A 13,093-nucleotide genomic window follows, 5' to 3' on the forward strand; every position below is an offset into this window, starting at 1 on the left:
GTCCTTACTGATTTTTTATTTAGTAATTTGACTATAAATATAAAGGCAAAACATATTGCAAAAATAATATATGTGGTATGTAACTGGCCACCATACGAGTTTACAATGAACATTAACTGCAGTAATCCTTTTTATGTAGGTTATGATTACTCTCGGGTGTGGCGCGTACAAATTCGACAGATAGCGAGGAAGGAGAAGCAGAAACGCAAATCGATTCTGAATCGTCCACGACTGGGACGGTAAGCTCGTCATACTTTACAACTCGCCGCGATTTCGTCAGAGTTGCCGGAGGGGCATCGTTAGCAGGGATATTTACGACGGCCACGACCGGATCTGCAGCAGCGGTTTCCGATTCCGAAACACCAGTGGACCTGTCACAAATGACAGAGGTCCAGGTCGACGTCTCCGAGGGCGAAGAAGTCTCGGGAATCGTCCAGAACGTCAACAGCGGCGAAGTATTAGTTTTCCCGTCGGGAACGTTCACTTGGTCGGATGAAGTCGTGCTCCACCTGGAAGACTGGGGCATCCGATGTGAACCCGACACCGTCTTCCAAGTACCGGATGGATTCGGGGAGGGATCGAAAGAACTCCTCTTGAAAACCGATGGGGGTGGAAGTACGTCCTCGGACAATTACTATCTGGAAAACTTGACTTTCGACTCGGTCGGAAGATCGTCGCCGGGAATGGCGCTCGCCTGTCTCGAAGTCGCTCACATCAACGGCCTCGAATACCGGATGAACGGACCATTTGGGAATAATTTCCAGACAAACGGGCTCGCAGTCACCTGTAAGAGCGACACGGGAACACTGCGTATCGACGACTACAAGCAGTTCAACAACGGCGATATCGGCCAATACGAGGGCAGCACGCGCATCGGAGTCTACGCTCGCAATTCGAACGTCGGGACGATTCACCTCGTCAATCCGGTCCTCTCTGGGTTCCCAAACAATGGGTGCTACGTCTCGCGGACTCCAGGATCAGTGATCATCGAGGGGGGCCTCTTGATGAACAACAACGTCTCGGCCGTACGCGTCAGCGGCGGCGTCGAAGTGTACGATACGACCGTCGTCATCGACACCGACGCGTACCGGGACGGTGCGGGGCAACTGACCGATGGTGCACACAACACGAGAGGGTTCTGGGGAGATGGAAACCACGACTACTCCAAGGGGGGACTAATTTCTGGGTGTGACGTGATTCTGCAGAGCTACGAACGCAGTACCGGTCTCGTCAGTAACGGGTTCCAAAACGATAAGTTGGACGTCCGGGATACACAGTATCTCGTCAACGCCTCACTTGACGGCGTACTGCAAGCTGGAGACAACGTCATCGATGTCGACAATTCCACCTTCGATGGCGGTTCGACGGGTTCGACGCTTGGTACTACGGACACAGGTTCGATTACCGGGAGTAGCGACAACGCACACCCAGACTTCGACTTTGGAGCTGTGCCGATTGCGAGTACAGACAATTACGGATTCGACTGGAGTCTCACACATCCGGAGACACCCAATCGGACCACCGAATCGGGAACAACAGTTGAATTCGATCATCTCCTCGAAATCGTTGCCGAGAGCGACGTCGATTCGATGGGGTACGCCGTCACCACAAGCGGCGAACTGCAGAAAGGGGCCGAAGCCAACGGGGGCGAATCCGTGGTCCAGAACGACGACGGGAGTTGGACCGGGACCGGCAGCGTCGCTGGTAGTGGCATCGACAGCTTCGAGTTCAACGGAAGCGTCACCGACTGGACCGCCGAACTCGACTCGAGCTCTTACACCGTCTACATCGACGGCACCGAAGCAACCGAACTCTACGATACCACAACCGACCCAGATCATCTCCTCGAAATCGTTGCCGAGAGCGACGTCGATTCGATGGGGTACGCCGTCACCACAAGCGGCGAACTGCAGAAGGGCGCCGAAGCCGACGGGGGCGAATCCGTGGTCCAGAACGACGACGGGAGTTGGACCGGGACCGGCAGCGTCGCTGGTAGTGGCATCGACAGCTTCGAGTTCAACGGAAGCGTCACCGACTGGACCGCCGAACTCGACTCGAGCTCTTACACCGTCTACATCGACGGCACCGAAGCAACCGAACTCTACGATACCACAACCGACCCAGATCATCTCCTCGAAATCGTTGCCGAGAGCGACGTCGATTCGATGGGGTACGCCGTCACCACAAGCGGCGAACTGCAGAAGGGCGCCGAAGCCGACGGGGGCGAAACCATCGTCCAGAACGACGACGGAACCTATACCGCCACAGGTAGTGTCGCTGGTAGTGGCATCGACAGCTTCGAGTTCAACGGAAGCGTCACCGACTGGACCGCCGAACTCGACTCGAGCTCTTACACCGTCTACATCGACGGCACCGAAGCCAGCGAGATCCACGAAACGCGGCTGTTAGAAATCGTCGCAGACAATAGTAAGGGTGCGTTGGAATTCTCGATTACCACCGACGGGAAGCTCTTCAAAGGACCAGAGGCCGACGATAAGGAGAAGATTATTCAGAACGCCGACGGTACGTGGACTGCCACCGGCAAGGTCCGGCCCAACGGTGTGGATAGCTTCGAGTTCTATGGAAGCGTCCTGGACGTGGCCACGAATCAGAATAAAGACGCCTACACGCTCACAATCGACGGCACCGAGACAAGTCTTTAGTCTCTATCCGCAATACTTTCTCCTAGTTCTGCGAGAATCCGATTTCGTTCCAGTCAGTCGGATTCATATTCGTTCCGAAATCTGAGGAATCATGTAGAAAGCCGGCTCCCTCGATGTTCGAGGCATTCGAGTCATGATACCTTTGTCTTCCTGTAACCGCAGCGAATCACCGCTCAAAACGCGATACGGTGGCAATCCCGAAGATTGTGGGGAAGTCGAACGATTGTACCAAAGTAAACCGATTCGAAACTGGCTGCGTAGAGAATCACCTTCAGTGAATAGTCGCTGTCCTTGGTCGATCGCTGGCGACAAATAGCTCGTTTTCCTGAACGACGTGTGGGAAGCCGGTTAGAGCATCGACTTCATCCTGCGAATGTCCTTCGTTGTGAGCCCGCCGATAGTAAACACGACAGCAAAATACGTCATTGCGCCGACGATGGGGTACAAGACTATCTTGACTATCTCTTGAACGGGATTGAACCCGATATATAGGAGGAGAGCGACCATGACCACCGAACTGAACACGGATTTCGCTAATCGTCCTTTCGGAATCGGGACTGAGACGTATGTTCTGACGTGATAGTAGATGTACGACATTCGGACGACCATGCTGATCATCATCGCAATCGCTGCCCCTTTGATGCCGATCGCTGGGATGAGGGCGAGGTTCAACACGAGATTTGTAAGAAATGCGAGCGACGTTCCGATCGCAACCTTCTCCGTTGCCTCAGCCGCGTTCAACACGTAGGTGATGACATTTTCGTAGCCGCGAAATATGAACCCAAATGTCAGAATTGGGACAAGAATCCACCCCTCTGTGGCGACTTGTTCGGTAGCGAGCACACGGAGAATCGGTGAGGCGAGTAACGTGATACCGAAGAGGACCGGTATCACGAGGAGAACGTATCCCTCCAGAAAGTTCCGATAAAATCGCCTCACATCTGTCATCTCGTCGTTCTCCCACGCTGATGTAACGGAGGGATACAACGTCGAATTGAACATGCTCGTGAGGGTCGGAAATAGCACGGAGACGCCGTATGCTACCGAGTAAATTCCGACCTGTACCGGCGAGAAAAAGTACAAGATGACGAACTTATCCGTGTGAGACAACATCTGATTCGAGAAGTCGTTGAATATCATCGGCGTACTGTACGTGAGATATCGCTTGAAATTATCTGGCTCAGGCTTCCGGAGTCGATCCGGGATGTAAAGAAAGAAAATCGCTGTATAGACGACGAGCATCGAACCCAGGATTGCCAGCAATCCCGCGGCGATATTTTGCGTAACCGTCAGAATAGTCAATAACGCCACCGTTTCTAGGGTTTTCTCGGCCAAAGAGATGATCTCGAATTTCTTGACTCGATTTTCGGCTCGTGGAATGTTCTTTAGAATGCCCCCGATGATCTTCGCGACGATGATCATCGCCGCTATCACGGGCACGCTGAGTCCCAGCATCGATTTCGCTGGCGTCGAGAATCCGATGTACTCGATCAGGAGAGGAAACGCGAATCCAGCAATGGCTGCAGTAAAGAGGGCGATGAGCAGGAGGTCTGAAACCGTTTGCCCCTTTCTGTCTTCAGATGGGGTATATCGGACGAGCGTTCCGTGGAGATGCAAACCACCGACACCGCCAAATATCGCGATAAATGAGAATATCAGGGTCCAAATGCCGTAGATGTCGACGCCCAACAGCTTCGTGATGATCGGGACGACGAGGATGCCTCTGGCGAATAGGACGAACTTTCGGAACAGCGACACCCCCGAGTCGGTCAGGACCTTTCTAATCTCCATGCTATCGTCGCTACATCCACGCCGAAATCAGGAATCTCGTTGACATGATTTCTCCTTAGTCGCTGTATAGATGCCCGACGTTGGTACCATCCACTAAACCGAGTTTTGCTGAGACGTACATAGTTATCTAGAACTTTCCCCCAGGATAGAACCACGTACGCGGCGCACCTGTGAACGTGTCGCTCTTAGACCCAGACTGTCGGCTACGGGAGACCACTCACTCTTACCCCAATGGAGGAGATCACTCGGTTAGATATCCTAAATCTTCTAATCGCTGGTTTACGATCGTCGATTCGCTCGCCTGGACCTGCCTGTTCTTCCCCTCCACTATTGTCCGGCGCTCGCCGAATTCTAGCTCTAGCCATGGGACCTCAGTCAGTGACTTTACGTGCCGTTCACCTGGATGCCCATACAGTCCCCATTCTCCAAGCGCGTTTCCGTGATCTGCGGTGATGACCGTCTTTCCGTCGAGTTCCTCGAGCGCGTCGTCGATTGCGTCTAACACAATTTCGAGGTTTTCGCGGTAGGCTTGCCACACGAGCGATTTTTTGACCATGCCATCTTCGAGAAGACTCCAGACTGTTGGGTGCTCACGCTCATTCGCGATCACCCCATTGCCGGTTATCGACCCGTGTTCGATCGCTTGCCCTGTTTCACCAATAAACGGGTAGTGTGGTTGAATGTAGTGGGCAATTATCCGTTTATCAGGATACTTCTCGGTGGCTCTCAGGAGTCGTTCAGTGACCTTTTCGGGGGGAACCGTCGCCAGCGAGTCGTCCCAGCACGTCTCCCACAAGAACTCACATGCATAGAAGTTAGACGCGACATCGTGGTTAATGAGCTGTGGATTCGCCGATAGGTAAACAGTATCCAGAAACTGATCGTCAGCGAAGTTACTTCGCAAGAACTCGCCCGTATGAGTGCCCATCGAATTGACTGTCCGATACGTTCCTCGAATGTTCGAGACGTCTTCGAAGAGATCTGCCCGACAGCCATCGAGCACGAGTAGCGTATCCCAGTCTTCAACCATTACGTCGATCGCACGTCGTTGGTTCCATCGTTTCAGGAGGTACCAGAACAGGAGATCTGGTGACCGCAAGACAGTCGCTATCGTATTAGGATCCATACCCCTGTATTGATGGAACTCGGCTCTAAAAAGTATACACAGCCAATGGTGGCTGGTGCATCACGCCGAATCACTTACGTTGATGTGCAGTTGCGTCCGTCGGAACGCCTTGTCGGTTGATGCCTGTTCCGGTGCATCCCCTTCGTACAACAGAAACACCACTCGTAACTGGTCGCCTGTCATCGTCGGGGTTATCTCCTCCGTTCGTGTCCACGTCGTATCGTGAGTGAGATTTCCTGTTTGGATTCGATTCAGTTCTCGCTCCTCGATTATCCTCGTTGAATTGTTCACCTCCCGATACTCCTGAAGTTTGACGACGACGGTGTACTCCATCGTCTCGTACTCGAAATTTCTCACTCGGAGTGTGATCGGCCGAGACTCTCCGATCTGAAAATCGCTCGGATAGTCCGACATCCCGAGTTCCCCGTCGTCGTCTTCTGTGAGCAGGTAAAATTCCGTGTTTCGTGTCCCTGGCGGTGGCACAGTACTCACGTAGGCTACACTGATGATCGAAATGACCAGACCAAGGACGAGGAGGACGTTGAGTGCGCTGTCGATTCGAGAGTGATGCGTGAACAGTTTAGCACGGTTCGTCGCAATCCATTTGTAGATATCGACAGAGAATCGTTCCGTTTCAGAGACTCTCATACGCCTACCAGCGGCGATCACCGTTGCCAACACGGTGAACATGTTCACACTCACGATGAGTGGGATTCTTCGGATTCCCCACGGTGTGTTGTTGAGCACGACCGCGAGTAAGGCAACGATCGCGATACTCAGACCAAACGCGAGTCCGACTCGTTCGACGCCGGTAATGTTTTCGAGAACACGGTGTGTCGCAGGTTTACTTCGCTGTGTTTCGCCGTGTTCGGTTCCCTTCGGGAAAATAGCGGAGATAGCCGCGTACCCCGGTAAAAATACCACTAACAAGAATTCGAAGGACAGGCGGAACGGGTGTGTCGGACTCGGCGAAAAGGCTAACGAGAGGTCGATAAAGAGAATGAGTACAATCACGACCACAAGATCCTGTGGAGCCTTGCGGAGTAACTGAGAGAGACGTGTCCGAGGACGGTGAGTGAGCATTAGTTGGGGACCGGCATGGACACTCAATAGTATGCTGTTGGTACCACTAATTTCGCTATTTGTCCACTCTGGCTCAAGAGACCAGTTGCTGACACATAGTAGTCAGATTGAGACGACTGAATTTGTACCTGGTTCAGCCGCGGTCCGGATTGGTGCGCGATGAGACTACCAACACTCAAACGCATCCTCACAGACCCATACGAGATTCGACAGATTTTCAATTCACTGTACCGTTTGAGCCACTCTTCGTTTGGTTTCGACGCCCTTGCGGTGTGAAACCGGGATTTTGCCACCGTGTTTATCGATAGAGTGGACAACTAGCGACATTACGATCGGATACTGTTCGAACGGGCGTCTGATCAACCCAAACAGCGGCCGAGTTGACTCTGCTGTGACTGCCAGAGTAGTTGGGCACCGTTATCGTAGACCACCTGGTTCTCAGAGGGGTCGATCTCACACTCGTAGCCCCGGTATTCGAGATACTTCGTCAGGCGAGTTGAATAGAGTAGTGGGCCCGATTCTTGAAATTCGGGCTCGTCTTGGATCACAAATCGGATGTCCAGGGCGGCCGGTGTGGTGCGATGCCCGATTGGATACGGTGTATGTGGCGGGACGATCACACTCTCGGGTGCGTCGTAGTGGTCACCGACTGTCTGTCCAGCTTTGGTTTCGTCGTAGCTCATCGTATTTCCGCCCGCGACCAGCGTACTATTGACGTAGATATTAGCAAGAAGTACCGGTGAGAGGAGTGCGAGACAGATGAGTACTTTGACGACCAGATCCCGACGCGTTCTCAAGCCATAAAAGAACACCATCATCGGGAAAAACGCCACTTGTAACACCCTGAACCCGTACGTACTTTCCACCACCGCCGTGAACACGAGTATGAGTCCGCTCGCAATAATCAGCTCGATCCGATACTCACCGATACTCTTGGTAGCCGTTACCGGCTTCTTGATATCGGAAAATAGAAACGAAACGACGAGGAGGACGAAGACGGAGACGACCACGATTCGGCTCCCCCGCGTAACGGCGGCATCAACCAATTCCGGAACGAGCTCGTAGAGATAGTTGCTCTGTACCTCCGCTTCGCCACCACCGTCCAAAGAGTCGTTGATCGGGAGCAACGAGCCAAAGATACGAACGAACGGGTTCCCTCCAATCTCTGAACTCCCTGTTACAAACGAAATCACACGGGTGGGTGAATTCTTAAGGAAATAGACTATCCAGAGTCCAGTGATCCACAGATAGAATGTTCTTCCGTTCGAGAGCCACGCAGCCGGTGACACGAGCCGTTTCAGCAACAGGAGCGGATGGCGGAGTGTTCCGATCACTGTCGAGAAGGACTCGTCGTGCTCGTACGTTTGGAGTATCGACGTAATTCCCGGCCGCAACGAGAGCGCTATCAGGTAGAACACTGGGAAGACCGGGTGGGTTAAGACCAGCGTAACGAAGAACACCCCTTCGAGAAGACGCCACTGACGCCCATCTCTATTCATTAGGTAGACGAGCACAAAGAGCAGCCCTAGGGCGAGTAATTGCGGTACGAACTGGTTGTTGAGTGGGACTAACGAGATAATTAAATACGAGCTCGAAGCAACGAAGGCTAAAAAACCATTACCCAGGCGATAGGCGAACAGCCACACTGCGACCAGCAACAAGAGAAAATAGGTGAGGTGTCCGATTTCTGTAGTGTTGATGATGTTCTCAATGGAATAAATCCGGCTAATCGAGAGTGCATAAAAATAGTGCGCCGGCCAGTTCAAATATCCAAAATTGGGCAACAGGTCCGGATTCAGGTGGACGAATCGAGACATCAATGAAATATCGATTATTTCACCGGTACTATCGCCACCAAAGCCGCCGAAATACAATATCTGATAAGATGTGAGCGTAAAATAGAATACGAGCGTGGCGACGAAACTGCTGATCACCGAGGAGCCATAGTAAGCGAGCGCGACCGCTGACGCGATCGCCGTCACCAGGAGGAGCCAGTAAATGTACGTCTGGAGGATTTTGGCGCCTGGAAAGACGAGCGGATAAATCCGGTAGTAGACGATGGCAAAGAGACCCACTTGAAACGTCAAAGCAGTGAAAATTGCCTTCGAAAGACGGAGGTTGCCGAAATTGTTCGTGAATAGGACTCCGTTTTCTACGTAGAATTTGGGTTCGCTGGAAGAACGGTCCACGACATCTGATGCCATTACCGAAATCGTGCCGCGGCAGCCAATATTGTTATAGAGAGATTTCGTAGATTCCCTCCGAGACGTCGTCTCCATCTCAACGCTCTGGATCGACAGTGCTCGGAGACTAACGTACTGATTCACTCACCTCCCGAAACGGGACAGTTGAAGCCGGCTTATCTCTGAGAATGCCTGACTGCGCTCCCCTGACCCCGGAGTATTTAGTCTGCTTATAGTCTTGGTGGGAACCACAGCGCAATGTGCAACTGGCTTCTCCACTCGATCCAATCAGTCGACGAAATCCGCCGGTAGGATGGAGACGGATAAGGCCTGACAACGATAATATACTAGGACTATACTAAAGCACGAACCGATCAACATCAGTGAATACCATCACTCCGAGGATGCCGACGCGATGCCACCAAACTGTAATTCCGCAATTCCGCCCCGTTTTCGCTGGCGACCCGACGTTCTCTCGTCTCCAGCCCACACGACGCCGATTGGTGGTACTAACGCGAATGGTTGCGGGTGCCAAGTTGGATCGCAGGCGTGTTGGAACACGCTGACCTGCTATGGAATCCTCACACCTAAAACATGAAATTGCAAACCGTTTCACAGACTGGCAAAGAACTCACCGATTTGGTTCAACAAGGCACTGACGTTCTCCGAAATGAAGGAATCGTTCCATTCGTCTCGGTTTCGTCGTTGTACGCAGGACGACCGCTGTGGAATACCGTTACGTCTCGACGGCCGCTCGGAACCAATATCTTCGAACGCGAGTGGGATTTGCTGATCATTCTCGATGCGTGCCGCGTCGACGCACTTCGGAAATACGCCAACACGGTCGATTTTCTCGGCTATCCCGAGCGGATGTGGTCGGTCGGTAGCATGTCGTACGAGTTCGCTCTGAACACGTTCCGCACACAGTACAGCGACGTTATCAGCGAGACCGCGTACGTGTGTCGGAATTCGTTGCCAGATAAGATTCTCGTCGACCAGATTCATACCAACGGCCGAGATAGTGTCACTCCACTGTCTCAGGGGTATCCGAAATGGGATACGGTAACCGCCGAGACCTTCGCACACTACGAATTAGTTCGTCCCATTGCGAATCACGCCGACAAGGCACTGCACCCTGATTGTCGAACCGTCCCACACGTCGCCACTGACCGAGCGATAGCGGTGGGTAGATCCGGTGATTTTGACCGGATGATTGTACACTACAACTCGCCGCATCTCAGATTTATCACGAACGCGATCGACTGGTCTCCAGACGAGACCTCGATGGAGACACTCATGAACGGGCCAGATCCGATTCGGGATCTCGAACCCGAAGAAAAATCGTACAAACCGGTGAAACGAGGAGAGGTCTCGCGTAAGACGATGTTCGAACTGTATTACCGAGAACTCCAGTTCATCATGGATTACGTTCAGATTCTCCTCGAGAACGTCGACGCGGAGAACGTGGCTATCACAGCCGACCACGGAGAAGGTCTCGGTGAAATGGGTATTTGGGGCCATCCGTTCGGGTGGCCGTTCCCGCCTGTCAAGACAGTCCCCTGGGCAACGACGACCGCGAGCAACGAGGGGACGTACGACCCACACTTCGAACCAGTAAACCGGCAAGAGAGTGACGAAGAGCACAAGGAGTTCCTCAAAGAGATGGGATACCTTTGAGACTTTTACTGGTCTTCGTTCGACCGAACTCTCATAGGAGATTATCGGAAAATATCCCGTAATCACTGGTTGACAGCCGCTGGGGTGCAAGAGGAGCCGCACGTGCTGGTAACCTTGGGTTCCTCGCTGAAAACGGTGCGTCCCCTCGGTTTGTTCCCCCGGACGGCTTCAACGGCAGGGTACTCAACATCTAACACATCTCGGGGCCTCTTCGAGGGGACCGACATCGACCTCCGGGCGTCCGGTACTACCGCTGGATTGCGGTTCGACTTTGAGGACCGCTTTCATATCCAGGACATCAAGTTCATCGACCGGGGGACCCACTCCGACGTGCCGAACGCGCTCAACCTCACCGTCAGTAACGAGTCGGGCGTCGGCATCGTCCGCAACGCCGTCGCTAAACAGGCTTCGTGCATCGGCGAGTACAACATAGGAAACCGGCGCAATGGTGGCTACGTCGGTCGGGAAACGTATGGTACGGTCCGGTTCGAGGACTGGCGATTCAAGGAGTTTGGGAACAACGGTCTGTGTGTTGGTCGAACACCTGGGAAGGTCGCAGGTATACCGGAACAACAACATATCGCAGGTCAGGTTGGCCGGGAGAGGGAGCTACGTCCGCGAGGCGTGGATCGAAGTCGATCTCGAGAGAGATTCAGGTACACCGTCGGCTGATACGGCCCACAACACCAGAGGCATCGTTATCGACTCCGGGAGCATCCGACAGCACCCCGGCGCCGAGGTGCGAAACTATGAGACCCTCTTCGAGACTATCAACAACTCCACTGGAGCCGTGTGTATCGTCGACTGGTCGGAGATGAACCCGCCAGGTATTCTATCTCGAAGACTCGACGATGGCGATGAACGCCGATTACCGAGCGCCCTATTCGGAACGCGGCCCCATCCACGTCACCAATGTAACGGTCACTGGGGTAGCTAGTGGGAGTACAGCGGTTCATATCCGTGGTACTCTCGTGAATTACTCAACATTCGAACACGTGTGCACCGGACAGACAGGCGTGAATCAGAGCGGCCTACTGGTAAACCCTGCCAACTGCTCCATCAGTGACTCGAAGGTGAACGTGACTGGCAAAGCGTGGATAGAGCAAAACGGAGGCTCGATCTGCTCCTCGAACATCACCTTCGACGGTTCCTACACCAGTAGCGAGCAGCTGATCGCCGATGTTCGCTCCGGAAGGGGCAACACCCTTGTGAACGGGCTCAGCCTCAATCGTGGGCATCGCTGACGTCAACCCTAGTCGGGCCCTCTATAACCAGAATTAATTGTATTAGTTCCCAGACAGTTGGCGTTCACGCCAGGAAGGTAGTCACACTGGTTTGTCGCATGATTGCAGCCGACGTATGACCGCCTGCGGTCCGTGCGGTGAGTCGAATCCGTCACCGACTCGTGCATGCTCGCCGTGTCTCGCTGTGGCTCAGCCGACCTTAGAGGTGGCAGCACGCGCCGAGAGCCGGGGCGAAACGTTCACCGACTGCGCTAGTGCAATCTCGACCAGCAGGTCAGTGAGATTCACCTTGTCGGCCATGAACGAATCACGTCGCTCCAGCCACGAGTCGTGCTCGCCACCCTCCAGCAACAATCTCGCCCGTGACAGGACTGCGTCGAATTCGGCGAAATTAGAGATAAGCCCCTGCCGTTCCAGCTCAAGGAAGTTACCCATGTCGTCGCCGCCGGCAAAGGAGTTCGAACGGATAGCTGGTGTTCCCAGTAGCGCAGCCTCGGTGACCATCGTCTGGGTGTCCGCGACGAGCAGTTCCGCTTCAGCGAGCACGTCGTGTAAGAGAGCCGGGTGAGCGTCGTACGGTCGGGCCGGGAGGTCAGCGAAGTCAAGGTCGCCACCCTCATCGGAGACAAACACAGTCACAGAGTCCGCGAGTTGTTCGATCAGGCGACGCCGTTGTGATGGAGTGAACCCGGCGACACCGACATCGTGGTGAGAGCCGAAGGCGTTGAACCGCAGCAGAACGAACGGGTCATCGCCGATACCGAGCCAGTCACGCACATCGGGTCGCGACGAGAACACCTCCGGATGCAAGTATGCACACTCGTTGAAGCCGTTAAAGGTGTAGTGGACGGAACCCAGGTCCGTTCCGTAGGTGTACGGCGTCAGAATGGCGTCGACGAACGGACGCGAAATGCCCATATCAAGGGTTTCGACCTCGGAATCGGTGACCAGGACCGTCGTTGCCCCTGTCAGCAGCCCGGCGTGGGCTGCGTAAGCGCCGTATCCGAATATGAAATCGGGAGCAAACCGGCGGGCTGATCGAATGATGCGAGCATAATGCCCAGGCAAGCGACGGAATAGCGAATACTTGCTAGTGCCGCACGTCCCGTACTCCTCATACGGGAGGTCGTACCAGTCGAGTAAGTCGATTGTACAGCCGTAGTCTCGTGCGAGGATGAGTACGTCGTGACCCCGTCGCTCAAGCTCCCTCACGACATACTTGTACACATGCACGTGCTTCGGCGTGTTCGTGAACACTAGGTAACGCATCTGCCCCGAACAGACCACGCCACAGCTGTTTGTTAGTTCCACTGTATCTACGTAAAT

The 13,093-nt window shown here is 53.8% G+C and carries 8 protein-coding genes; 3 read left to right on the plus strand and 5 right to left on the minus strand.

What is annotated here, in order from left to right:
• Positions 1-380 precede the first annotated feature (380 nt).
• Positions 381-2,663, plus strand: coding sequence for an autotransporter outer membrane beta-barrel domain-containing protein (locus NL126_RS18995; RefSeq protein ID WP_255196456.1), 2,283 nt, complete (start codon positions 381-383; stop codon positions 2,661-2,663).
• Positions 2,664-3,011: 348 nt separating this feature from the next.
• Here the strand turns inward: NL126_RS18995 and NL126_RS19000 are convergent, their stop codons facing one another.
• From NL126_RS19000 to NL126_RS19015, 4 genes are all read right to left on the minus strand, one after another.
• On the minus strand, positions 3,012-4,454 hold the full coding sequence (locus NL126_RS19000) for an oligosaccharide flippase family protein (protein WP_255196457.1): 1,443 nt from the start codon (positions 4,452-4,454) through the stop codon (positions 3,012-3,014).
• A 241-nt stretch (positions 4,455-4,695) separates the two neighbouring features.
• Positions 4,696-5,484: a hypothetical protein gene (locus NL126_RS19005; protein WP_255196458.1), complete on the minus strand. Its 789-nt coding sequence runs from the start codon at positions 5,482-5,484 to the stop codon at positions 4,696-4,698.
• Positions 5,485-5,640: 156 nt separating this feature from the next.
• Positions 5,641-6,594, minus strand: coding sequence for a DUF1616 domain-containing protein (locus tag NL126_RS19010; protein ID WP_255196459.1), 954 nt, complete (start codon positions 6,592-6,594; stop codon positions 5,641-5,643).
• A gap of 428 nt (positions 6,595-7,022) precedes the next feature.
• The gene (locus tag NL126_RS19015; RefSeq protein ID WP_255196460.1) at positions 7,023-8,867 is read right to left on the minus strand and encodes a hypothetical protein; all 1,845 of its coding nucleotides are present in this window, start codon (positions 8,865-8,867) and stop codon (positions 7,023-7,025) included.
• Positions 8,868-9,440: 573 nt separating this feature from the next.
• Between NL126_RS19015 and NL126_RS19020 the strand changes: the two genes are divergently transcribed.
• Both NL126_RS19020 and NL126_RS19025 read left to right on the plus strand, forming a co-directional pair.
• The gene (locus NL126_RS19020; RefSeq protein ID WP_255196461.1) at positions 9,441-10,523 is read left to right on the plus strand and encodes a hypothetical protein; all 1,083 of its coding nucleotides are present in this window, start codon (positions 9,441-9,443) and stop codon (positions 10,521-10,523) included.
• Between the two features lie 84 nt (positions 10,524-10,607).
• Positions 10,608-11,195: a hypothetical protein gene (locus NL126_RS19025; protein WP_255196462.1), complete on the plus strand. Its 588-nt coding sequence runs from the start codon at positions 10,608-10,610 to the stop codon at positions 11,193-11,195.
• Positions 11,196-11,956: 761 nt separating this feature from the next.
• Here NL126_RS19025 and NL126_RS19030 read toward each other — a convergent pair.
• The gene (locus NL126_RS19030; RefSeq protein WP_255196463.1) at positions 11,957-13,036 is read right to left on the minus strand and encodes a hypothetical protein; all 1,080 of its coding nucleotides are present in this window, start codon (positions 13,034-13,036) and stop codon (positions 11,957-11,959) included.
• Between the last annotated feature and the right edge of the window lie 57 nt (positions 13,037-13,093).

This window comes from Halorarius litoreus (assembly GCF_024362405.1).
Classification (GTDB): Archaea; Halobacteriota; Halobacteria; order Halobacteriales; family Haloarculaceae; genus Halorarius; species Halorarius litoreus.